Annotated in this window: 23 protein-coding genes; 8 read left to right on the forward strand and 15 right to left on the reverse strand. The window is 69.4% G+C overall.

Going from position 1 to position 22,945, the window contains the following annotated elements:
- Nucleotides 1–406, reverse strand: a 406-nt coding sequence (locus CFN78_RS19555) for a transposase (protein ID WP_205660591.1), incomplete at its 3' end; no start/stop codon positions are given.
- Nucleotides 407–571: 165 nt separating this feature from the next.
- Between CFN78_RS19555 and CFN78_RS19560 the strand changes: the two genes are divergently transcribed.
- Entirely contained in the window at nucleotides 572–1,048 is a 477-nt protein-coding gene (locus CFN78_RS19560; RefSeq protein ID WP_094864309.1) for a helix-turn-helix domain-containing protein, read from the forward strand.
- A 3-nt stretch (nucleotides 1,049–1,051) separates the two neighbouring features.
- Nucleotides 1,052–1,636: a PIN domain-containing protein gene (locus CFN78_RS19565; protein ID WP_094864310.1), complete on the forward strand. Its 585-nt coding sequence runs from the start codon at nucleotides 1,052–1,054 to the stop codon at nucleotides 1,634–1,636.
- An 18-nt stretch (nucleotides 1,637–1,654) separates the two neighbouring features.
- On the opposite strand, the gene CFN78_RS19570 is transcribed toward CFN78_RS19565, so the two are convergent.
- The 5 genes from CFN78_RS19570 to CFN78_RS19590 form a co-directional block, all read right to left on the reverse strand.
- The gene (locus tag CFN78_RS19570) at nucleotides 1,655–3,013 is read right to left on the reverse strand and encodes a DUF6297 family protein (RefSeq protein WP_094864311.1); all 1,359 of its coding nucleotides are present in this window, start codon (nucleotides 3,011–3,013) and stop codon (nucleotides 1,655–1,657) included.
- Nucleotides 3,010–3,663, reverse strand: coding sequence for an ABC transporter ATP-binding protein (locus tag CFN78_RS19575; RefSeq protein ID WP_094864312.1), 654 nt, complete (start codon nucleotides 3,661–3,663; stop codon nucleotides 3,010–3,012). Before CFN78_RS19575 ends, CFN78_RS19570 begins: the two co-directional genes overlap by 4 nt.
- Nucleotides 3,664–3,714: 51 nt before the next feature.
- Nucleotides 3,715–3,906, reverse strand: a complete 192-nt coding sequence (locus CFN78_RS19580) for a DUF397 domain-containing protein (RefSeq protein WP_094864313.1) — start codon at nucleotides 3,904–3,906, stop codon at nucleotides 3,715–3,717.
- A gap of 111 nt (nucleotides 3,907–4,017) precedes the next feature.
- Complete coding sequence (locus CFN78_RS19585; RefSeq protein WP_094864314.1) at nucleotides 4,018–4,263, reverse strand: DUF397 domain-containing protein; 246 nt, start codon at nucleotides 4,261–4,263, stop codon at nucleotides 4,018–4,020.
- Nucleotides 4,264–4,277: 14 nt separating this feature from the next.
- On the reverse strand, nucleotides 4,278–5,123 hold the full coding sequence (locus CFN78_RS19590) for a helix-turn-helix domain-containing protein (RefSeq protein WP_094864315.1): 846 nt from the start codon (nucleotides 5,121–5,123) through the stop codon (nucleotides 4,278–4,280).
- Between the two features lie 104 nt (nucleotides 5,124–5,227).
- Between CFN78_RS19590 and CFN78_RS19595 the strand changes: the two genes are divergently transcribed.
- Nucleotides 5,228–5,515, forward strand: coding sequence for a hypothetical protein (locus tag CFN78_RS19595; protein WP_133116391.1), 288 nt, complete (start codon nucleotides 5,228–5,230; stop codon nucleotides 5,513–5,515).
- Nucleotides 5,516–5,529: 14 nt separating this feature from the next.
- Here CFN78_RS19595 and CFN78_RS19600 read toward each other — a convergent pair whose 3' ends face one another.
- From CFN78_RS19600 to CFN78_RS19625, 6 genes are all read right to left on the reverse strand, one after another.
- Nucleotides 5,530–6,405: an LLM class F420-dependent oxidoreductase gene (locus CFN78_RS19600; protein WP_094864317.1), complete on the reverse strand. Its 876-nt coding sequence runs from the start codon at nucleotides 6,403–6,405 to the stop codon at nucleotides 5,530–5,532.
- A 98-nt stretch (nucleotides 6,406–6,503) separates the two neighbouring features.
- The gene (locus tag CFN78_RS19605) at nucleotides 6,504–6,902 is read right to left on the reverse strand and encodes a hypothetical protein (protein ID WP_133116392.1); all 399 of its coding nucleotides are present in this window, start codon (nucleotides 6,900–6,902) and stop codon (nucleotides 6,504–6,506) included.
- A 601-nt stretch (nucleotides 6,903–7,503) separates the two neighbouring features.
- Complete coding sequence (locus CFN78_RS19610) at nucleotides 7,504–8,403, reverse strand: TIGR03621 family F420-dependent LLM class oxidoreductase (protein ID WP_094864319.1); 900 nt, start codon at nucleotides 8,401–8,403, stop codon at nucleotides 7,504–7,506.
- Nucleotides 8,404–8,578: 175 nt separating this feature from the next.
- Nucleotides 8,579–10,402 (reverse strand): phosphoenolpyruvate carboxykinase (GTP), encoded by a 1,824-nt coding sequence (locus CFN78_RS19615; RefSeq protein WP_094864320.1) that lies wholly within the window; start codon nucleotides 10,400–10,402, stop codon nucleotides 8,579–8,581.
- Nucleotides 10,403–10,813: 411 nt separating this feature from the next.
- Nucleotides 10,814–11,524, reverse strand: a complete 711-nt coding sequence (locus CFN78_RS19620) for a hypothetical protein (RefSeq protein WP_094864321.1) — start codon at nucleotides 11,522–11,524, stop codon at nucleotides 10,814–10,816.
- 106 nt (nucleotides 11,525–11,630) lie between these two features.
- Nucleotides 11,631–13,478 (reverse strand): dynamin family protein, encoded by a 1,848-nt coding sequence (locus CFN78_RS19625; RefSeq protein ID WP_240519562.1) that lies wholly within the window; start codon nucleotides 13,476–13,478, stop codon nucleotides 11,631–11,633.
- A 153-nt stretch (nucleotides 13,479–13,631) separates the two neighbouring features.
- On the opposite strand from CFN78_RS19625, the gene CFN78_RS19630 reads away from it, so the two are divergent.
- Nucleotides 13,632–14,552, forward strand: a complete 921-nt coding sequence (locus CFN78_RS19630; RefSeq protein WP_094864323.1) for a TolB family protein — start codon at nucleotides 13,632–13,634, stop codon at nucleotides 14,550–14,552.
- 74 nt (nucleotides 14,553–14,626) lie between these two features.
- On the opposite strand, the gene CFN78_RS19635 is transcribed toward CFN78_RS19630, so the two are convergent.
- Together CFN78_RS19635 and CFN78_RS19640 are read right to left on the reverse strand one after the other, a co-directional pair.
- Complete coding sequence (locus CFN78_RS19635; protein WP_094864324.1) at nucleotides 14,627–15,172, reverse strand: nucleotide exchange factor GrpE; 546 nt, start codon at nucleotides 15,170–15,172, stop codon at nucleotides 14,627–14,629.
- Entirely contained in the window at nucleotides 15,169–16,728 is a 1,560-nt protein-coding gene (locus CFN78_RS19640; protein ID WP_094864325.1) for a dynamin family protein, read from the reverse strand. The genes CFN78_RS19635 and CFN78_RS19640 overlap by 4 nt, the downstream gene beginning before the upstream one ends.
- 192 nt (nucleotides 16,729–16,920) lie before the next feature.
- On the opposite strand from CFN78_RS19640, the gene CFN78_RS19645 reads away from it, so the two are divergent.
- Both CFN78_RS19645 and CFN78_RS19650 read left to right on the forward strand, forming a co-directional pair.
- Nucleotides 16,921–18,156 (forward strand): sensor histidine kinase, encoded by a 1,236-nt coding sequence (locus CFN78_RS19645; protein ID WP_094864326.1) that lies wholly within the window; start codon nucleotides 16,921–16,923, stop codon nucleotides 18,154–18,156.
- A gap of 123 nt (nucleotides 18,157–18,279) precedes the next feature.
- On the forward strand, nucleotides 18,280–18,933 hold the full coding sequence (locus tag CFN78_RS19650) for a response regulator (protein ID WP_094864327.1): 654 nt from the start codon (nucleotides 18,280–18,282) through the stop codon (nucleotides 18,931–18,933).
- A 298-nt stretch (nucleotides 18,934–19,231) separates the two neighbouring features.
- On the opposite strand, the gene CFN78_RS19655 is transcribed toward CFN78_RS19650, so the two are convergent.
- Nucleotides 19,232–21,910, reverse strand: coding sequence for a heterodisulfide reductase-related iron-sulfur binding cluster (locus tag CFN78_RS19655; protein WP_240519563.1), 2,679 nt, complete (start codon nucleotides 21,908–21,910; stop codon nucleotides 19,232–19,234).
- Between the two features lie 145 nt (nucleotides 21,911–22,055).
- Between CFN78_RS19655 and CFN78_RS19660 the strand changes: the two genes are divergently transcribed.
- On the forward strand, nucleotides 22,056–22,382 hold the full coding sequence (locus CFN78_RS19660; RefSeq protein WP_094864328.1) for a DMT family transporter: 327 nt from the start codon (nucleotides 22,056–22,058) through the stop codon (nucleotides 22,380–22,382).
- Nucleotides 22,379–22,939 (forward strand): TetR/AcrR family transcriptional regulator, encoded by a 561-nt coding sequence (locus CFN78_RS19665; RefSeq protein WP_094864329.1) that lies wholly within the window; start codon nucleotides 22,379–22,381, stop codon nucleotides 22,937–22,939. Before CFN78_RS19660 ends, CFN78_RS19665 begins: the two co-directional genes overlap by 4 nt.
- Nucleotides 22,940–22,945 lie beyond the last annotated feature (6 nt).

A 22,945-nucleotide genomic window follows, 5' to 3' on the forward strand; every position in this document is an offset into this window, starting at 1 on the left:
GACCCCGCACCCGCTTCCCCGCGTCGTAACCGATTGCCTCGCCACCCTCGCAACTCCTCACCGACTGGGAATCCAGCACCGCAGCCGAGGGCTGCGGGTCACGCCCGTCCACCGCCCGAACCCGATCACGCAAGGTGTCGTGCACCCGCCGCCACGAACCATCCAACGTCCACTCACGAAACCACCGGTACGCCACACTCCACGGAACCAAATCACGCGGCACCATCCGCCACGCACACCCACTGACCAGCACATACAAAATGGTGTCCACCACCAGCCGCCGATCATGCACCCTCGGTCGACCACCCAATCGCCGATGCACCACCGGCAACAACGGCTCGATCACCAACCACTGCACATCAGTCAACGACGAGGCATACACAGGCACACAGCTACACCGACACACCCACAAAGATGACCACAAACCACCCAACAAAGATCAACTACCACACCCGCACCCACCAACAGAGCCGGGTTTCACCACACCCTCTGAGGCGCGGACGGCAGCGTGGTGGTCGCTTTCGGTTTTTTCGTTTAAGCTGATGAGGCTTCGACGGAAAGGGGACACACCATGACCACCACGCTGCGGCACACTGTGCTGCCGCCCAGCGAAGTGGGTGACAACGCCCAGGTCGCGGCTCTGGCAGACCTGCTCGCGTCCACCGGGCAGACCGGCCACGCCAAACTGATCGGTCCGGATGGTGCGGAGGTCGAGCTGCCCGCGGAGCTTTACCGGCTGATCCGGGAGGTGGCCGAGGCGCTCGCGCAGGGCAAGGGCGTCACCGTCGCTCCGCACGACGCGCTGCTGACCACCCAGGAAGCGGCGGATCTACTGGGCATCTCCCGTCCTACGCTGGTCCGGCTGCTGACCGATGACGAGATTCCGTACGAACTACGTGGTCGGCACCGTCGTGTACGGCTGGCTGACGTGGTCGACTATCTGGACCGGATGCGGGCCGACCGGCGTCGTGCGCTGAACGAGATGACCCGGCTCGCGCACCAGGACGGGTCCGACGAGATAGTGATCGAAGACCTCCAGACTCGATAGCCCGTGGCGTTTCCCGTATTGCTCGATGCCTGTGTGCTCGTGCCGATCTCGCTGGCCGATCTGCTGCTGCGACTGGCTGAGGCCGGTACGTATCGTCCGTTGTGGTCGGCGGAGGTGCTGGACGAGGTCGAACGCAATCTGCCCAAGCTCCGTGTCGACGCCGCACGTGCGCGGCACCGGGTGTCGGTCATGGCTGCCGTGTTCCCCGATGCCGAGGTGACTGGTCACGAGGACCTGATCGGCACGATGACCAACGACCCCAAGGATCGGCACGTGCTCGCCGCCGCCGTCCGGGGTGATGCCGCGATCATCGTGACGACGAATCTGCGGGACTTCCCGGCGGCCGCGTTGTCGCCCTACGACATCGACGCCGTTTCCCCGGACGGTTTCCTGCTCGATCAACTCGACCTGTACCCCGATACCACCCTGCGATGCATGGGCGATCTGGTGGCCGCGAAACAGAACCCGGCGGAGACCGTCGAGGACTGGCTCGCCCGGTTCGAACGAACCGCGCCGCGATTCGTCCATGAGGTCCGGCAACTTCGGCACGGTCACGATTTCCCGGTACCGGAACAGAAGTCCGGTTAGTTCTCCTGCCAGGCGGACTCAGCGCAGCAGGCAGAAGGCGGTGACGGCGGCGACCACCAGGACGGTGGGCAGGCCCAGTGGCAGTGAGGTCACCGCGACCAGTCCGGCCACCCCGGCGTCCGGCCCGCGCACCGCCTGCTTGACCAGCCGCCCGGGGACCGCGCCGAAACCGGTCTGCACGGCGTACATGTCGTGGTATGTGATCGGCGGGCGGGTGACCGTGCGCAGCACTGCCGCCGTCACCAGCGGGACCACCGCCACGCCGACGACGGGCAGCGAGGCACCGAGCAGCAGCGACACGGCCAGCACGATCGCCAGCCAGACACCCGCGAGCGCGGCGTACACCGCACCGTGCCAGAGCCGCAGTTCCAGATCCGACCAGCCGAGCCAGCGGCGCAGCCCCGGCGAGCGCCACACCTCGCCGAGCCCCGCCGCGCACGGTGCCAGCGCCAGGTAACCGCCGCAGGCGAGCAGCACCACGGCCGGGAGGGCGGGCAGCGCGGCGTGCACGAGCGCGACCGCGACGGCCAGTAGCGCCCCGGTCGCCAGGTACCGGCTCCGGCCGCGCACGCCGAGCCAGGCGAACCGGGCGCGCGTTGGGGAGCCGATCGGGACGACGCCGACCGCCCCGGACTCGGGCAGCATCATCAGCGGATCGAAGGCCATCGCCACGGTCCGCACGACCCGCTGCCGCCAGCCGCCGACGAGGCCCTCCCGGCGGGCCAGCCGGGCGACCACCGGACGCCACGGCGAACCCGATCGCACCAGCAGCGCCAGCCCGTAGCCACCGAGCAGCGCGCCGGCCGCGAGGAAGACGCCGGACGGTGGCGCGATCAGTCCCGACAGCACCGCGAACGCGGCCAGCACGAACGGTCCCGCCGTGTCGAGCGGTGTCCGGGGCAGGCGCGCGGTGGCGAGCATCAGCGTCGCGCAGCCGGCCAGCAACACCCCGCCGCTCACCCACAGCTCGGCCGGTGCGCGATACACGGCGGCCACCAGCGCGCCCAGGTAGCCGACCCCGGCGACCCAGCCCGTCCACAGCGACCAGAGCCGCCCGCCGATCACCCGCACCCGGTCGGCACCGCCGAAGTCGAACCAGGTCAGCTCGGCGGGATCGGCCCAGACGTAGGCGCGGCGCAGCAGCGAACGCCAGGCCAGCGCGCAACCCAGCAGCAGCACCGGGACGACCAGCCTCGGGTCGCCCGGCGCGTCACCGAGCAGCGCGGAACGCCAGGCGTCCAGCCGGAAGAAGGCGGAGATCAGCAGGCCGCCGGTGAACAGGGCGACGAAGGTGGCCGAGTCGCCGGAGAAGATCCCGAGGAAGCGCGGCCTGCCGGGCAGCCGGACCGTGCGTACCGGCGCGTCCACCACGCTCACGCGCCCTGCTCCTCGTGCTCGGGAAGTTCGGCGTCCTCGGGCAGTTCGGCGAGTTCCAGCACGGCGTCGGCGACGTCGAGCAGCGGCGGATGGTGCGTGGCCAGTACGACGGCGGCCCCGGCGCCGGTGGCCCGCGCGACGACGGAGGTGATCCACTCCTTGCCCGCGACGTCCAGTGCGCGTTCGGGCTCGTCCAGCAGCAGCACGTCGAAGGGCCGCGAGGTGGCCCCGACCAGCAGCAGTCTGCGTCGTTGCCCCGCGGACAGCCCTCCGGCGGAGACCTCGGACCGCGCCCCGAGGCCCGCGTCGTCGAGCACCGCGTCGATGTCCGGTATCCGGTGGCCGAACGAGGCGGCCAGCAGTTCGACGTGCTGGGCGGGGGTGAACTGGGCGAAGAAGTCGGAGTCGTCGAGCAGGGCCGAGACCGTGCGCCGGAAGTCGCGGTCCCGTTCGTCCGGCTGCCTGCCGCCGACGGTCACCATTCCCTCGGCGGGCTCCTGCATCCCGTACAGGCAGCGCAGGATCGTCGACTTCCCGGTGCCGTTCGGCCCGGTGACGACCAGGCACGATCCCGGCGGAACCTCCAGGTCGAGTTCGCGGAACAGCCAGTGCCGCCCGGCACGCACGCCGAGCCCCCTCGCGGTGATCACCGCGCCGAGGGTACCGAGAAACGGCGGCCGGGGTCGTCCGGTGCGCGGCGGTCAGCCCCGCGTGGTGGCCAGTAGTGCGGTGAAAGCCTTGCGGGAGAAGACGAGCGCGCCGCCGTCGCGGTCCTTGGTGTCGCGGATGCCGACCACCGGTTCGGCGCCGAAGCCGACCTCGACGCAGTTGCTGCTGTTGCCGCTGTAGCTGGACTTCCGCCAGGCGAAGGGGAACGGGTCGGCGGTCGTCACGGTGGGGCCTCCGGGGGTCGCGGCGAGCTGGCGCTGTCAGGTTAGAACGCCGGCACGCCGCGCGGAGACCTTCGGCGGGCAGGACCACCCGCCTGCCGTACGCGGGCAGGGTCAGCGGGCGGTGTGCAGCAGCGCGGTGAAAGCCTTGCGGGAGAAGACGAGTGCGCCGCCGTCGCGGTCCTTGGTGTCGCGGATACCGACCACCGGCTCGGCGGCGAAGCCGACCTCCACGCAGTTGGTCTCGTTGCCGCTGTGGCTGGACTTGCGCCAGGCGAAGCCGATCTCCACGCATTGCGACTGGTTGCCGCTGTAGCTGGACTTCCGCCAGGCGAACGGGAGCGGGTCGGCGGTCGTCACGGTGGGGCCTCCGGCTATCTCGTCTCGGTGATCACCTGCTTGACCAGCGCCACGGACTCGTCCTCGTCCAGGACCTCGCCGCGCACGCTGTCGAGCAGCAGCGTATACCCGCGTACCTCGGTCTTCTCGTGCACGTAGTCCGCGCCGTAGAGCGATTCCACATAGACGATCTCCCGGCCGCTGGGCAGGCCGAGCAGATCGAACTTGCCGAAGGTTGTCGCCCGAATGCCGTGCCGCGTCGGCAGAATCTGCCAGGTGATGCTGGGCAACTCGGCCAGTTCCAGCAGGTGTTCGAGCTGGCCGCGCATCACTCGTTCGTCCCCGGCGATCCGGCGCAGCACCGATTCCTCGATCACCGCGTGCACCTTCAACGGCTCGACCTCCCGCAGTCGCCGCTGCCGTTCCATCCGCAGTTCCACCACCAGGTCCTGTTGATCCAGCGGCACCCGGTGGCTCACCCCGGTCACCGCCATCGCATAGGACTCGGTCTGGAACAGCGCCGACATCAGCAACGGCTCGTAGGTCAGCACTCGTTCCGCCATGCCCTCCAGACCAATGAAGGTGGCGAAACTGTCCGAGACGACCTTGTTCCACGGTTCCCACCAGGGCGGACCGTCCTCGTACTCGGCCAGCGCGGCCACCCGCGCGAGCTCCGAGTCGGGTGCGCCGTAGAAGCCGAGCAGGTCGGTGACCTCGCCGGGCTTCTGGCCGTACCGGCCGGTCTCCATGTGGATGATCTTGCTGTGGTTGCTGCCGATCACCTCGGCCGCGGCCTTGGCCGTCTTGTGCGCGCGATTGCGGTAGTGCCGTAACTCCACGCCCACCAGCCAGCGCGCCGCCGCCGGATCATTGCGCACCATGCGCCCACCTCCCAGGCGAAACAGCCTGCCGTATCGACTGCCCGCACACCATCACACTTTCGGTGTATTCATACATCTAACATGTTAGGCGTAGCGTGCTGCTCATGAAGTCGGGGAGTTTTGCCAACGCCACACGAGCACGTACGACGGACCTGGCCGCGCAGGCGCGACCACGACCGTTCCTGCTCTACGAGTTCGACGAGGAGGAGTTGCCCGCCAAGGTGCACGCCTGGGGAATCGAATACCGCGACGAGCGGGGCACCACCCGCGCCTTCGCCTGCGCCACCAGCGGCACCACCAGCGGCCACTTCACCTCGGCCGAGGACGCGCTGTTCGTCTTCGGCTTCGGGCACGATCTCGACCTCGCCTACCTCGACCAGCTCACCGGCTGACCGCGCCGCGAGCGTCAGCGCAACAGCTCGATCACCGGGGCGAAGGCGGCCATGCTGTCCTCCAGCACGGTGACGTAGCTGAAACCGAACCGCTCCCGATTCGCCCGCACCTGCCCGGCGATCTGCTCGGGCGTGCCGATCAACAGCGTCGGCAGGTCGAGTACCTGCTTGGCGGTCAGGTCACCGAGCTGGGCCGCCAGCCCCGCGGCCTCGGCCGTCCGGTCGGCGGTCGGCACCACCCGCTGCACCAGCACGTTCAGCTCCGCGTCCCGCCCGGCGAGGGCTGTACGGGCGAAATCCACCCGCTCGGCCACCGAACCGGCGTCGGCGAGGCGCAGCGGCGCGCCGTCCGGGCCGGGTGCGACGCCGGTGAAGCCGACGACGTCCGCGGTACGGGCGGCCAGGCGCAGCATCCGGTCGCCGCGTCCGCCGAGCAGCAGCGGCGGACCCTCCGGCCGGACCGGACGCGGCTGGTGCGACTCGTCGGCGAAAAGCTCGCGCAGCCGGGCGACCGTGCGTTCGAGGTGATCGACCCGCTCACCCGCGCCCGGCCACGGGATGCCCGCCGTCTCGAACTCCTCCCGTACGTAGCCCGCGCCGAGCCCGATCTCCGTCCGCCCGCCGGTGAACTGGTCGGTCCCGGTGATCTCGCGGGCGAGCAGCGTCGGGTTGTAGAAGGCCGCGTTCAGCACGAAGGTGCCCACCCGGACGTGCTCGGTGGCCTCCGCGGCGAGCACCATCGCCGGAAACGGAGGCGGCATGCCGAGATGATCCGCGACGGTGACAACGTCATAGCCCATCGACTCCGCGAGCCGGCACTTGGCGACCCACTCGTCCCGCGCCGCGGACGCGACCATGTTGACACCGAAGCGAAACGCCCGTTCCGTCATGCGGGCACGCTACCGCCGGGAACGTGTCAGGGGTGCAGGAGTTCGATCACCGGGCGAACTCGTCCAGCGAGGACTCCAGCACGGTGATGTAGCTGAAGCTAGATCCAGGTCGTCCCGCTCCTGTCAGGTCGCGGGATCTCAGGTGAATCCGCGGCGACAAGGCGCTCCTCGAAACTCTGCCAAACGATATCCGCCCAGAATTCTGGGGGACCGTTCTGTTCCGTGGAATACTTCCGCATCGGCGGCTCCTCGGTGTTCTTTGCCGGAAATCGGAAGCCGAACTTGTAGTTCGGATACAAGTCGGGCAGCTCGAACAGTATGCAGACAGTACTCTCGTGCAGGTCTTCTCGGCGGTCCAGAACTATGTCTGATACCAGCACCCTCGGGCTGGCGTCGTAAAAAGTTCGGTCAACCTCTCCATGTTGATTTCTGAGTCGGACCACCACTCTGTTCAGGTATTCGATCGGCATTATTCCGGCCCATTCCGGATAAGTCACAGTGAGGTGTTCCTAATCATATCGCGGAATAACTTCGGCAAGCTCAGAGGTGGGGCCCCGAGTGGATAGGCGTTGATAACCCCCATCTGTGCATCGTCGTCAAGCCAGCGTAGATCCAGGATTACGTGATATTTCTGGCCTCCGCCGTAGTAGTCCTCTACGGTGAAGCTCTCTCCGCTCTGATTCACGACCTTGCCATAGTTGAGAACTGATGAAATCATGGATGAGTCATCATGAATTTTGTATGCCCCAGGTGGAGCGTTTTTGGCACTTGTTTAAGCGAGCGCGGAACCCGAATTAGCAAGAATCATTGATATTGCAAAAAACATCAATACAGGCGCAAGTAGAATTCGACGCACGATTCCCCCTTGGTAACCTTGCAAGCATCGTCAATCGTGATTGTGGACCGTGGTTTCGCCGCCTGTCCAGCCCCCTGTCGGGGGACGCTTATTTCCTGGGTTGCCACGATGCCGGTCGAACTGCAACCCTATTGCCAGACATGTTCTGCTGAATCTCCGTGCGGACGAGCACCGTGGCACGCGAACGCCGTCCACGTGGCGGCCGGTAATTCGGCGTGACCACGCGGTCCGCCGGAAACGCATCAGGGGTGCAGGAGTTCGATCACCGGAGCGAACTCGTCCAGCGAGGACTCCAGCACGGTGATGTAGCTGAAGCCGTACTGCTCCCGTGCGGCCCGCAACTGCTCGGCCTGCTGCGCGGGCGTGCCGAACAGCACCGTCGGAACCTCCAGCAGGGCGTCCGCGTCCAGCGGAACGCGCTCGTCGGCCGCCAGTTCCTCCGCCGCCGCCCGCCGGTCGCCGGTGTTGCGCACCCGCTGCACGATCACGTTCAGCTCCACCTCGGCGGCGCGGTCACCGAGCAGGCCGTTGACGTATTCGACCCGTTCGGCGAGCTCGGCGGCGTCCGCCAGCCGGATCGGCGGGGCGTTGTCCGTGCCCGCGCCGACCCCGCTGAAGGCCACCACGGACGCCTCGCGCGCGGCCAGGCGCAGCATCCGGTTGCCGCGTCCGCCGAGCAGCAGCGGCGGCCCGCCGCGCTGCGCGGGAGCGGGGGCGTACTCCGGGTCGGCATACGAGCCGCGCAGTTCGGCGACGGTCCGTTCCAGGTGATCGACGCGCTTTCCCGGACTGTCGAAGGGAATGCCGGCCTTCTCGAACTCCCACTGCTGGTAGCCGGCACCGAGACCGAGTTCGAGGCGTCCGCCGGTGAACTGGTCGGCGCCGGCGACCTCACGGGCCAGCACCGCCGGGTTGTAGAACGGCGTGTTCAGCACGTACGTGCCCACCCGGACGTGCTCGGTGGCCTCGGCGGCGAGCACCAGCGCGGGGAAGACCGGCGGCAGGCCGAGGTGGTCGGCGACGCTCACGACGTCGTAGCCGAGCGCCTCGGCCCGGCGGCACTTGGCTACCCAGCCCGTCCGGTCCTCCGGCGCCAGCATGGTGACGCCGAAGCGAAACGGTCGTTCCCGTCGATGTGACACCTGATCACTATAAGCATTTGGCTACCGGCCAAGAACAACTCGTCCGGGTTAGACGGGGGCGATATGTCCTGAATCGCCACAACCGAGCGTAAGCGGACGCCGGTGGTCCGGAACGTAGTCCGGCCCGGCTCCGGCGAAGAACGCGGAACCGGGCCGGACGTAGGCGCGGGTGAACTCAGCCGAGACGCGAGCGCAGGGTCTCCAGCTCGGCCCGCAGCGGGGCCGGGACGTCGCCGATCTTGTCGAACCACTCGTCGATCAGCGGGATCTCCTGGCGCCACTCGGCGGCGTCGACGGCAAGCGAGGCGTCGATGTCCTCCGCGGGCTCCGACAGCCCCTCGATGTCGAGGTCCGCGGCCGAGGGCACCATGCCGATCGGCGTCTCCTGAGCACCGGCGGTGCCCTCGATGCGCTCCACGACCCACTTCAGCACGCGGGCGTTCTCACCGAATCCGGGCCACAGGAAGCGCTTGTCGTCGCCACGGCGGAACCAGTTGACGTAGAACACCTTGGGCAGCTTCGCGGCGTCGGCGTTCGCACCGATGTTCAGCCAGTGCTGGAAGTAGTCCGCGGCGTTGTAGCCGAGGAACGGCAGCATCGCCATCGGGTCGCGGCGGACCTCGCCGACCTTGCCCGCGGCGGCGGCGGTCTTCTCCGAGGACATGGTCGCGCCCATGAACACGCCGTGCGCCCAGTCGCGCGCCTCGTTCACCAGCGGCACCGTCGTCGCGCGACGGCCACCGAACAGGATCGCCGAGATCGGCACGCCCTTCGGGTCGTCCCACTCCGGGGCCAGCGAGGGGCACTGCGCGATCGGCGTGCAGAACCGGGAGTTCGGGTGCGCGGCGGGCTCGTCCGACTCGGGCGTCCAGTCGCGGCCCTTCCAGTCGGTCAGGTGCGCGGGCGTCTCCTTGGACATGCCCTCCCACCACACGTCGCCGTCGTCGGTCAGTGCGACGTTGGTGAAGACCGAGTTGCCCTCGTCGATCGTCTTCATCGCGACCGGGTTCGTCTTGTGGCTGGTGCCGGGGGCGACGCCGAAGAAGCCGAACTCCGGATTGACCGCGTAGAGCCTGCCGTCCTCGCCGAAGCGCATCCACGCGATGTCGTCACCGACGGTCTCGACGCGCCAGCCGGGGATCGTCGGCTGCAGCATGGCGAGGTTGGTCTTGCCGCAGGCGCTGGGGAACGCCGCGGCGACGTAGTACGACTTCTCCTCCGGCGAGATCAGCTTGAGGATCAGCATGTGCTCGGCCAGCCAGCCCTCGTCGCGCGCCATCACCGAGGCGATGCGCAGCGAGTAGCACTTCTTGCCGAGCAGGGAGTTGCCGCCGTAGCCGGAGCCGTAGCTCCAGATCGTCCGCGACTCCGGGAAGTGGGTGATGTACTTGGTGGTGCTGCACGGCCACGCGACATCGTCCTGGCCTGCGTCCAGCGGCGCGCCCACCGAGTGCAGCGCGGGCACGAACTCGCGCTCGGTGCCGTCGGCGTCGACGAACTTCGCCAGCGCCGGAGTGCCGACGCGGGTCATCACCCGCATCGAGGCGACGACGTAGGCGAAGTCGGTGATCTCCACGCCCAGCTTGGGGTCATCGGCGTCGAGCGGGCCCATGCAGAACGGGATGACGTACATGGTCCGGCCACGCATGCAGCCCCGGTAGAGCTCCGACATCGTGGCGGTCATCTCGTCCGGGTGCATCCAGTTGTTCGTCGGCCCGGCGTCCTCGGGACGCTCGGAACAGATGAACGTGCGCTCCTCGACCCTGGCGACGTCCTCAGGGTCGGAGGCGGCCCAGAAGGAGTTCTTCTTCCCCTTGAGCGGAACGAAGGTGCCCGACTCGACCAGTTCGGCGTTGATCCGCGCAGCTTCCTCGTCGGAGCCGTCGACCCACACCACGCGGTCCGGGGTGGTCAGCTCGGCGACCTCCCGCACCCAGGACAGCACGCGGCTGTGCGTCGTCGGCGGGGTGTCCAGTCCCGGGATGGCTACTGCAGTCATCTCTTCTCCTGACTCAGACAAATCGTGACTCCGATGAACGCCGAGCCCGCAACCGGACACTCGCGAGTGAGCCGAACCCCGTCGTCCGGCAACGCTTGTCCAGGTGCGGGCTCCGTTGCCGGCGACCGAATGGCGTCGCACACCGGCCGAGAAGAACCGGTGTGCGGTTTTTTGGGATTTCCCGAGCGTAACCGTGCGACTCACCGGTAACCGGCCTCGTACCTGTCGCTTCTCTCACAAGAACGATCAGGGAATCGATTCAGTTGGTGCTCGTGTGCGCCGTTCGAGTGGACCAATTCACGCCTCGGTGCCGGGGCTCACGTCCGAAGGCGCCGCGAAGAACGGCCCCGGACGCGACGAAGCCCGGCACGTGGAGTCGTGCCGGGCTTCGGAAAGAGGTTGCGGGTGGTGTCAGTTGGGGCTGATCCACTGACCGGTGGCGGAGTCGATCTTCGCGACGCCCTCGACGCTGCTGCCAGGGGAACCCCAGGCGGAGTCGTCGGCTTCGGAGCCGTTCGAGGCGACGCCGTGCGTGCCGGCGGAACCCGTTTCGGTCCACTCGCCGTCACCGGTGTGCTCCAGCGTGGTGCTGTTGCCCTGCGCGTCGATCACCACGGCGGTGTCGGCCTCGCCGTCACCGTTCACGTCGGTGAAGCCGATCGTGTTGCCGTCCGCGTCCTGGACGACGGCGGTGTCGTTCACGCCGTCGTTGTCGGTGTCGACGGTCGCGGGCCCGACCTGCACCTCGCCCTCCGGCAGGTCCGCGGTCATCGGGGCGGCGGAACCGGTGTCGGTGCTGTCCGGGGTGCTCGTCGGCCCGCCGGTGCCCGGCTCCTCGACCTCGCGCCACTCGCCGGACGCCTCGTCGTACTCGGCCATGGTGACGACGTTGCCCTGCGCGTCGAACTCGGCGACCAGGTCGGCCTCACCGTCACCGTCGCTGTCGGAGAAGGCCAGCATGCCGTCCTCGGTCTCGACGACGCCCGTCTCCTCGACCCCGTCGTCGTCGAGGTCGACGCTGGTCTCCAGGGCGTACTCCTCGCCCTCGATGGTCACCGTCATCTCGTCCGCGGTCGCGGTGGTGTCAGTGGTGTCCGTGCCGCCGCTCTCGTCGACCCACACTGGGATTCCCCCTTGCCTCGCCGGTTGCTCCCGGAGGTGAACTGTTGAAGGTCCGACTCACGGTAGGCCGCTTCGGTTCCACATCACAACCGGGGCGAATTCCACGTCAGCGGTCGCGTACCGCGCGGATCCGGGCGAGGAAGTTCTCCGCCCGATCGCGTCCGTCGGCGACCTCCTTGGCCCGCTTCGTCACCACGGTGAGCTTCTTCGACCGCTCCTGCGCGCCCATCTTGATCGTCTTGTCGACTTCCTTCAGCTCCGACTCGATCGCCTCGATCCGGCGGCCCAGCGCCTCGTCCAGGGCCAGCGAGAGCTGCTGCTCCGCCTCGATGAGCTGCTCGGCGACGAGCTGGTCGAGCGTCGAACGGGCGTCCGCGATCGCCTCGACCAGCCACTGCTTGGTGTGCTGCTTGTCGGCGGCGTGCCTGCGGGTCCGCGCCATCCACCAGCCCGCACCGAGACCGATGACGATCGTCGCGGGCAGCACCACGGGATTGAACAGTGCCGCTCCGGCGAACGGGGCGAGCGCCAGCTTGCCCGCACCGACCCCGCCGGAGACGCCCATGAACACCAGCAGCTTGTCCTCCGCCGTCGGCGGCCGCTTGTCCGGCGGGCGCAGTACGACCGGCGGCCCGCCGGCCCGCGCGAACTGCGCCCGGATCACGTCCAGCTCCTCCGCGGAGAACAGCTCGGAAAGGGCGACGTCGGTGACCTGGTTGAGCCGGTAGGCGAGCTGGGCGGACACCCGCTGCGAGATCGCCTGCAACGTCAGGTCCACCTGCTGCGGCAGTTCGGCGAGCTGTTCCCGTTTCGCGGCGTCGATCTGCTGCCGGAAGTACGCCTGCGCGTCCCGCATCTGCCTGCTGCTCTCGTGGCCGACCTCGACCCGGGTGCGCTGCACCTCGCCGCGCAGCTTGAGCTGCCAGCCCCGGGTGGACGAGCGACGCTCGACGGCGAGCTGGTCGCGCCGCGCGCGCAACGACTCGGCCTCCTCCTCGCCCGCCGAGAGCGCCCGGCGTTCGGCCTGGAGCCGCGCATGCTGCGCGCCGAGCGCACTGGACAGCGCGCGCAGCGTGTTCGCCTCGCCGAGCATCGCCGAGCGGCCGACCACCATCTCCTGCAACGCGCCCTGCAACTCGGCCACGCCGGACTTCTCCCGCAGCATGACGGCCGCCTGCTCACTGGGCGCCTTGCCCGCCATCTCGAACATCCGCGCCGACACCGGGTGGAACACGGCGTCGGCGAAGCGGGGCGCGTGCTCGGCGAGCAGCCGCCGATCGGCCTCCAGCACCTCGCGCCAGCCGCGGAAGGCGTCGGTCTTCGACAGCGCGAACATCACCGTCTCCACCCGGTCGCTCATGTTCCGCAGGAAGTTCAGCTCGCTCGCGGTGAACGGCGAGGAGGCGTCGACGACGAACAGCAGCGCGGTGGCATTGGCGGCGGCCTCCATCGCCAGCTCGCCGTGCATGGCGTCCAGTCCGCCGACGCCCGGCGTGTCCACCACCGACACCCGCTCCAGCAGCGGAACCGGGCCGCCGACCTCGACGTAGCGGGGTGGGATCTGGCCCTCCGGCAACTCGTGCGCGGCCGAGACCCAGCGCACCAGCTCCGGCAACGGGATGCCGACCGGCGCGAGCTGGCCGGGGTAGCAGGCCTGTGCGATCCACTCCTCGGAGTGCGCGAACACCAGGTACGTCGAGGTGGCCACCTGTGCGTCCACAGGGGACAGTCCCGGAGTGGCGAGCAGGGCGTTGACCAGGGAACTCTTGCCACGGTTGGTCTCGCCGACGACCACGACGGACGGCTTCTTCGGCCGGGCGCGGCGCAGGTCGTCGACCCACTTGGCGGCCTGCGGGTCGAGCTCGCGCAGCAGGGTCAGCAGCGCGTCGCGGGCCTGCTGGACCTGGGCGGGCAGGGTCGACTTGCCGACCGAAGCGAGGGGGGAGGCCGTCACGGTCGCCGACGATACCGGCACGGGCACGCGGGAACCGTTCACTCGGCGGAACGAACCGGACATCGCGATCGTCGGACCGGGGACCGATTCCGCCCCGGTGAACGCGCCGCCCCATCCGCGGTGGCGCGCGGGGTGTCACTGTGAGGAACGAACATGCGAAGAGTGTTCAGCGGTGCGCTGGCAGGCGCGCTCGCCCTGACGGCAGCCGTGCTGACCGCGCCCGCGGCAGGCGCGGCTACCAACGGGCCGATCCACTTCGGCCAGGGTTACACGATCAACCCGGACGGAACCGGTCTGACCGGCCCGAACCCGAACCGGTCCCTCTACTCCGACTACCTGGCCTTCTCGCCGGACGGGTCGCGGACGCTCTACCGCGGCCAGAACGACGCGGGCGACGAAACCAAGCTGATGCTGGACAACCCCGCCTTCACCGCGCCGACCGAACTGCTGAACAGCACCGAGGCCGGAAAGTCCTTCCTGAGCAAGGCACGCTGGTCGCCGGACGGTGAGCAGATCGCCTTCCGGGCCGCCGACGAGTCCGGCTCCCGGCAGATCGGCCTGATCGCCCCGGACGGCAGCGGACTGAGCTGGCTCGTGGACGAACCGAGGATCGATGTCGGCAGCGTCTCCTGGCTGCCCGACTCGTCCGGGGTCGTCTACACGGCCACCGAAACCAGCACCGAACCGTCGCGACTGTGCCAGGTCCGGGTCGCCGACAGTGCCAAGAGCTGCGTGCCGCTGCCGGACGAGGGCGCGAACGGCGAGAACTTCTACGACAACGCCGAGGTCTCGCCGGACGGTGAGAGCGTGCTGCTCTCCCTGAACACCCAGCAGGTCGAGGGCCAGAACACCGTCTACGACGTGGTGAAGGTGTCGATCGACGGCACCGGATTCGTGAACCTGTCGCAGAACGAGGCCGACCAGAGCACCAGCTTCGCCTGGTCACCCGACGGATCCACGATCGCGTTCTCCCGGTACCAGGGTCTGTGGACCATCGGTGCCGACGGCACCGGGAAGGTCAGGATCAGCGAGAACAGCGCCGACAACATCGCCTGGCAGCCCGCCGCGGCGTAGTCCCGGAACGCGGGGGCGGTCCGATCGGGCCGCCCCCGTCGTCCTCGCGCAGGTCAGCGCCGGTCGGGTGCCGGTCAGCGCCGGGTGTACACCGTGACGACGGGAGCGCGGAGCAGCTTGTCGTGGTCGGCGAACCCGACGACCTCGGTCTCGGCGACGGTGCCCTCCAGCGCCGGGTCGCCGGTCGGAACCGCCCCGCCCGCCTCGTGCACCGCCGGGTCGAACCGCTCACCGTCCGGACGAAGGGCGCGTACGCCGATGGCCGCGAGCCCCTCCTCGAGACGTTCGACGACGCCGCCGCTGCGGGCGCGATCCAGGGCGTACAGGCACATCTGGATCAGGGCCTGCCGGTCGGCCAGCGCCTGCGGCAGGCTGTCCGGGCCGGCCTCACGGAGCACGTGTGCGGGGTTCACATCGGGCTCCGACGCATCGCCCTGCCCGCCGGTTCCCCCTTCCGCGTCCCGGTTCTCCGTGTTCGCGTCGGCCGCGTCGATGATGCTCGCGAGCGTCGTCGCGGCGATCTGCCCGGTGGGGGCGTCGTCGTGCTCGGCAGGGTCGTGTTCGGCAGGGCCGTCCCCGTCCGCCTTGTCCTTGCGCCACCAAGCGGGCACCGTCTTCATCCCCTCGCCGGATCCCGGAGTTGCTGCCAGATCAGGAAGTACGAGCGGTGCACGACGTGCGCCACGCGGCTCTGCGCCGGGGTCGCGCCGAAGGAGGCGAAGGAACGCCACCAGCCGGCCCGCTCCAGGGAGAACGCCGCCAGGTCGGCCCTGGACGCCCCGGGCAGGCCGAGCTGCGCGGGGATCTCGGCGTTCGACCCGACGCGCAGCACTTCCTCGGAAAGGTCCTCCGGCATGTCCACCGCGCCGGAGGCGACCAGCGTCAACGCTTCGAGCATCCGCAGTTGGTGCGCCTCGGGCTTGGCGAGCAGCACCTCGATCGCGTCGTGCACGCGCTGCCGTTCGGCCGGGTCGCCGGAGGAGTGCGCCAGCGCGGTGACGGAGGCGAGCGCGGCGGCGGCCTTGATGCCGTCCGCGCGCGCGGCGAACACCATGTCCAGCCGGGCCCGCACGCCGGCCAGCCCGGAGGCATCGAGCAGCCTCCTGCGCAGCGAACCGGCGGTGATCTCCGGTTCGGCGCGGATCGCCTCGACCGCGGAGCGCACGCCGAACAGGTCCAGCTTCTCCAGCAGCCGCAACCGGATTCCGGCGGGCACCTCGCAGTCCCACGAGGTGAAGATGTCGGCCGAGATGAGCATGGTGCCCAGGACGTCCTCGTCCAGGTCGGCGAGTGTGCGCAGGGCGTCGGCGTCGGCGGAGGTGAAGCCGCCGGACTCGGCGGACTCGGCGATCAGCCCGATCACCGGCAGCACGTCGGCCACCCTCGGTTTCAGCGTGGCCGCCTGTTTCCCGGCGAGCATCGTCGCGGCCTTCCACACGTCGCCGCCGGAACCCTCGACCGACTCCGGGGCGATCGTGTCGGCCTTGTTCAGCACGGCGATCGCGTTCACCGGCCCGGCTTCCCGGCTGGCGGTGGCCGCGGTGAACGCGGCGAGGGCCTGCTGGTCGTCGGCCCGAATGCCCTGCGTGACGACGTAGAGCACGGCCTCGGCGCCGGCGACGGCGCTGCGCGAGGTGTCGTCGAGGTCGTCGCCGCCCTCGCTTTCGTCGCCGTTGTCACCGCCCGGTTCGCCGCCGTCGGTACCGCTCTCGCGTTTGCCCGCGGCGCCGAGGAGCTGCTCGGTGCGGGAGACGGACGCGGCGTCGAGCGAACCGAGGCCCGGGGTGTCGATCACCGTCATGCCCTGCAGCACGGCGTTGGTCAGGTACGCCTCGATGTGCGAGACCTGCTCGATGTCGACGCCCAGCTCGCCGGGGATCATGCCGTCGGCGGCGAAGGGCAGCACCTGCTTGCGGCCGTCGGTGAAGACCACCTCGACGCGGTCGACGGTGCCGTACTGGAAGCGGGTGACCAGCCGGGTGCACTCGCCGACGTCGGTCGGCGCGACCCGGCGGCCGATCAGGGCGTTCACCAGCGTCGACTTGCCGGACTTGATGCGGCCGGCGACCGCGACCTGCAGGGGGGCGCCGAGCCTGCGCATCACTTCGGCGAATCCGGCCGCGGTCCGTTCGGACACCTGCGGCTGCAACCGCTGGCACAGGTTGGCCACGGACATCGACAGCGGCCCGGCCAGCCGTCCGCGATCAGTCGCTGCCGTCACGCCGCCCCTCCCCGGCCGCCATTGCTACCGGGGGAATGGTGCCATGCCCGTCATCCGGCGGTTCCACCAGAAGGTGCTACCCGCGGCCGATGCGCGAGGTCCGCGCGGGCACCTACTGTTCGTGACGTGCGACGGTTGAGTCTCTGGATGCGAGCGCACCCGGTCTTCGGCGACAGCCTGATCGCCGGGTTGCTGCTGCTGCTCGACCTGCTGCTGTTCGTCACCTCGGCCGGCGAACGGCCACCGCCGCTCTGGTACGTCGCACTGCCGTCGACGCTCGCGGTCACCGTCCCGCTGGCCTTGCGCCGCCGGTATCCGGTGGTCGTGCCGTACCTCCTGCTGCTCGCGTGCACCCTGCACGGCTCGCTGGAGCTCGGCGCCTCCAGCCTCTTCGCCACGGCGATCGCCGTCTACACCGTGCTGGTCTACGCCGGGCGTCGTCAGGGCACGATCTATCTGGCCCTGACGGCCGCGGTGGGGGTCGCGCAGACCCTGCTGTTGTTCCGCGACACGCTGTTGCTCTCGCTGCTGCCGATGGTCGTCGCGCTGGCGTTCTGCTGGGTGCTGGCCGAGTTCGTCGGGGCGCGCCGGGCATACCAGGGCGAGCTGGAGGCGCGGCTGCACCTGCTGGAGACCGAACGCGACCAGGCTGCGCGGATCGCCGTCGCGGAGGAGCGCGGCCGGATCGCCCGCGAGCTGCACGACGTGGTGGCGCACGCGGTGAGCGTCATGGTGGTGCAGGCGGACGGGGCCTCGTACGCGATCCGGCCCAGCCCGGACACCGCGGAGCGTGCCGTGCGGACCATCTCGGAGACCGGCCGGGGCGCGCTGTCCGAACTGCGCAGGCTGCTCGACGTCCTGCGGGACACGACCGAGGAGGAGGACGGGCTGCCCCGGGTCCCGCAGCCGGGGACGGACGCGCTGGTGGAGCTCGCCGAGCGGGTGCGTGCGGCCGGGCTGCCGGTGACGTTGGAGGTCGACCTGGGGGACGGCGAGCCGGAGCTGCCCGCCGGGGTGTCGCTGGGGGTCTACCGGATCGTGCAGGAGTCGCTGACGAACGCGCTCAAGCACGCGGGCAAGGGCGCGCGGGCGACGGTCGCGGTGCACCGGGCACCGGACGCGGTGACGGTCCAGGTCGCCGACGACGGTGCCGGGCGGATGCCCGCGCTGGCCACGTTGCTGCCAGGGCCGGACGCCGCCTCGCCGGGTGGCGCGCAGGCGGGGACGGCGACTGGGGCACGGATGCCGGGCGTGCCGGGCGGCAACGGGCTGATCGGCATGCGGGAACGTGCGAACGTCTTCGGTGGCACGTTGACGGCAGGACCCGCGCCGGGTGGCGGCTGGCAGGTCCGGGCGACGCTGCCACTCCGGACGGCGACATGATCCACGCTTCTCGCTGCCGCCGACGTACTCACCACCGCGGAGGCGGAATGATTACCGCTGACGTGCTCACCACCGCGGAGGCGGAATGATTACCGCTGACGTGCTCACCACCGCGGAGGCGGAATGATTACCGTGATGCTGGTCGATGACCAGGAGTTGATGCGCGTCGGTTTCCGGATGGTGCTGGGCGCGCAGGAGGACGTCGAGATCGTCGGTGAGGCGGCGGACGGTGCGGAGGCGGTGGCGCTGGCGGAACGGTTGCGGCCGGATGTGGTGCTGATGGACGTGCGGATGCCGGTGCTGGACGGGGTCGAGGCGACGAAGCGGATCGTGGACGCGGGCACGGCGCGAGTGCTGGTGATGACGACCTTCGATCTGGATTCCTATGTGTACGCGGCATTGCGGGGTGGCGCGAGTGGGTTTCTGTTGAAGGACACGCCGCCGGCGCATCTGGTGTCGGCCTTGCGTTCGGTGGCGGCGGGGGACGCGGTGGTGTCGCCGAGCGTCACGCGGCGGCTGCTCGATCGGTTCGTCGGTTCGAGCGGTGGCCCGGTGCGCGACCCGGCGTCGTTGAAGGTGTTGACCGAACGCGAGCACGAGGTGCTGGTGCTGGTGGCGAGGGGCTTGTCGAACTCGGAGATCGCGCAGGAGTTGTTCCTGTCCGAGGCGACGGTGAAGACGCACGTCGGACGGATACTGGCGAAGCTGGATCTGCGCGATCGGGTGCAGGCGGTGGTGCTCGCCTACGAGACCGGGCTGGCCCGCCCCGGCGCCTGACCGAGCGTCGTGCACACACCAATAGGTCCACTGTGGACGTACTGGATCCCTTGTGAAGTAAGGAGTAGCGGGCGTCAGTCAGGTCGTAGTCTGCCCCGGGCGCGACCGGCCGGATTCCCGCTGAAGGTGCTTGACCTGGGTCCGCAGGGACGCGAGGTCCGCCGCCGACGCCGGTTCGGTGTCCGTCATCCGCGTAGCTTTCCACGTCGCGGGCTCCGGTGGCGGCGTTTCCGCCCAGGACCGCGAGCGGCCCGCCCCACCCGGTACTGGGTGGAACGGGCCGCTCGCGGAGTGCTCGCTACTTGTCCTGATCGGGCAACGGGGTGCCGGTCGGCTCCTCGTCGGTGGGGATGTCGGCCTTTCCGTCGGCCTCCGCCTCGCCGCCGGACTCGGCGGCGCCCTCGTCCGCGTTCCCGGACTCCTCGGCGTTCCCGGACGCTTCGGCTTCCGTGGTCTCAGCCTCAGCATCCTCGGACGCTTCGGCCTGCGGGGACTCGGCCTGCGGGGACTCGGACTTCGCGTTCGCTGTCGCGGATTCCTTGTCCTCGCCCGATTCCGCCTCCTCCACCGGCGCCGTTCCGGCGGCGGTCCCGGTGGCGGCCTCGTCCTCGACGGGGTCCACCGCGGCCTGCGTGACCGGTTCGGCGGCCGAGGGCTGCGACTTCGCCTCAGCCGACGGTGCCGTCTCGGCCGGAGCGTCCCCGGCCTTCGCCGCCGCCTCGGTCTCGTCGGACTCGGTGTGCCCGATCGGCGCCTCCGGCTCCGGCTCCTCGCTCGCCACCGCGGCCGGTGCGCCCGGCTTGCGCTTCACCGAGGCCAGCAGCAACTGGGCGACGTCCACCACCTCGACGTTCTCGCCCGCCTTGCCGTCGTTCTGCCGTGCGGTGACGCCGTCGGTGAGCATGACGCGGCAGAACGGGCAGCCGGTCGCGATCTTCGACGGCGCGGTACCGAGCGCCTCGTCCACCCGCTCGACGTTGATCCGCTTGCCGATCTTCTCTTCCATCCACATGCGGGCACCACCGGCACCGCAGCACATCGACTTGTCGCCGTGCCGCGGCATCTCCCGCAGGGTCGCGCCGGACGCCCCGACGAGTTCCCGCGGCGCGTCGTAGACCTTGTTGTGGCGGCCCAGATAGCACGGGTCGTGGTAGGTCACGTCGTCGGCGATCGGTGCCACCGGGGTGAGCCGCTTCTCCCGCACCAGGCGGTTCAGCAACTGCGTGTGGTGCACGACCTCGTACTGCCCGCCGAGTTCGGGGTACTCGTTGGCGAGGGTGTTGAAGCAGTGCGCACAGGTGACGACGATCTTGCGCTGCAAGGGTTCGGTGTCCTCGAAGACCGAGTTCAGCACCTCGACGTTCTGCTGCGCGAGCATCTGGAAGACGAACTCGTTGCCCGCGCGCCGTGCCGGGTCACCGGTGCAGGTCTCCTCCGGTCCGAGCACCTTGTAGCCGACGCCCGCCATGTGCAGCAGCTCGGCCACCGCGCGGGTGGTCTTCTTCGCGCGGTCCTCGAACGCGCCCGCGCAGCCGACCCAGAACAGGTACTCGGCGCCGTCCAGTGAGCCGTCGAACACCGGCACCTCGAAGTCCAGGTCCTCGGCCCACTGCATGCGGTCCTTGGCGTTCTGGCCCCACGGGTTGCCCTTGTTCTCCAGGTTCTTGAACATCCCGTTCAGCTCGGTCGGGAAGTTCGACTCGATCATCACCTGGTAGCGGCGCATGTCGACGATGTGGTCGACGTGCTCGATGTCCACCGGGCACTGCTCGACGCAGGCGCCACAGGAGGTGCACGACCACAGCATGTCCGGGTCGATGACGCCCAGCTCGTCCGCGTCGCCGATCAGCGGTCGCTCCGACTCCGCCAGCGCCAGCACGTCGATCCCGGCGTGCCGCTCCTCCTCCGTCTCGCCCTTGAGCCCGATCTCGTCCCCGGCCATGTCCTTCTTGCCACCGGCGAGCAGGTACGGGGCCTTGGCGTAGGCGTGATCGCGGAGCTGCGTGATCAACAGCTTGGGGGACAAGGGTTTCCCGGTGTTCCATGCGGGACACTGCTCCTGGCAGCGGCCGCATTCGGTGCAGGTGGAGAAGTCCAGCCAGCCCTTCCAGGAGAAGTCCTCGACGCGACCGGCGCCGAAGGTGTCGGTGTCTGGATCGGCCTCCTCCAGGTCGATCGGCTTGCCGCCGCTCATCATCGGCTTGAGCTTGCCGAGCGCGACGGTGCCGTCGTCCTCACGCTTGAAGTAGATGTTCGGGAACGCGCTGAACCGGTGCCAGGCGACGCCCATCGTCATGTTCTTCGCGACCACGATCAGCCAGACGACGGCGCTCATCAGCTTGATGAAGGCGAAGAAGGACACCAGGTTCGGGCTGGACGGCAGGATCTCGCCGACCGGGTTCGACACGAACGCCGCCCAGGTCGGGATCTCGTGCGTGCCCATCGCGGCCTTCGCCGCGCGTACGCCGACGATGCCGAGGCCCTCGATGATCACGACCGCTTCGACGAAGTAGGCGGCCTTGAAATCCGAGCCGGAGAACCGGGACTGCCGGTCCGCGCGGCGCGGGTGGTTGCGCTGGCGGATGATCACCAGCGCGATACCGCCGACGACGGTGCCGACGCCGAGGATCTCCATCAGCAGGTGCCACAGCGACCAGTCGTCCAGGATCGGCCAGCCCCAGGTCGGCACGAACACCTCGCCGTAGGCCTCGAACAGGGCGAGCGAGCCGATCAGGAAGCCCCACATCACCAGCCAGTGCCATGGGCCGACGGACTTCTTCTTGTTCATCCGCGTGTGCGCGGCGAACTCCTTGATCAGCGTCTTCATCCGCGGTGCGAACGGCCCGTTGCGGGTGGCGTCCGGTTGTCCGAGACGGATGACGCGCACGAACCGCGCGATGGTCCGCGCGAACATCGTCCACGCGACGAGGCTGATCGCGACGGCGATCACGCCGAGCGTGATCTGTACAGCGCCCATGGGGAGGGCCTTTCGTCCGGCTGTGGTGGTGCAGGCAGGGTAACCCTTCTTACTGATCAGTAACCGATCAGCGCAGGCTAAGTCCCCCTGATGTGGCGCAAGCCTCGCGAGCTAATGGGACGATCGTTCAGGTAATGTCGACGACATGGTCGCCTATCTGTTACTGGCCGGTGCGGTCTTCGCCGAGGTCACCGGCACCGTCGCGCTGAAGTTCTCCGAGGGCTTCAGCAAACTCGGCCCGTCGATCGTCGTCGTCGCCGGCTACGTGACGGCGTTCCTGCTACTGGCCCAGGTGCTCAAGGCCGGCCTGCCGGTCGGCGTCGCGTACGGGATCTGGGCGGCCGCCGGTGTCGCGCTCGTCGCGACGGTCGGCGCGCTGTTCCTCGGCGAGACGATGACGCCGCTGATGATCGGCGGCGTGGTGCTGGTGATCGCGGGCGTGCTGCTGCTCGAACTCGGACGCTCGCAGTGAAGTCACAGGTCGACGGGCGCAAGGCACGCGGGGAGAAGCGCCGGACCGAGATCATCGAGGCCACGCTGCGGGTGATCGAGCGGGACGGCGTCGCCGGGGTCACCCACCGCACCGTCGCCGCCGAGGCGGGGGTGCCCACCACGTCCACCACCTACCACTTCGCCGGGCTCGACGACCTGCTCATCGCCACGCTGATCACCTGCGCCCGGGACATGGCCACCGAGGTCTACTGGATGATCGACCGCGCCCGCTCGCGCGGCAGCCGCGGCGCCGAGGAGGTCGCCGGGCTGCTCGCCGAGGCGCTCGGCCCGCAACGCGGCCGGACCATGGCCGAGTACGAGCTGTACCTGCTCGCCGCCCGGCGTCCCGAACTGCGCCCGGCCGCCCGGCGCTGGCTCGACGTGCTCACCTCCATGGTCCGGCACGACGACGAGGTCGCCTTCCGCGTCTTCCTCGCCGGGATCGACGGGCTGCTGATCCAGGGACTGATCGACGACGAGCCGCCGACCGCGGAGGAACTGCGCCCCGTCGTCGACTACCTGCTCAAACCACGCTGAGCCCCG

This window comes from Amycolatopsis antarctica (assembly GCF_002262875.1).
GTDB lineage: Bacteria > Actinomycetota > Actinomycetes > Mycobacteriales > Pseudonocardiaceae > Amycolatopsis > Amycolatopsis antarctica.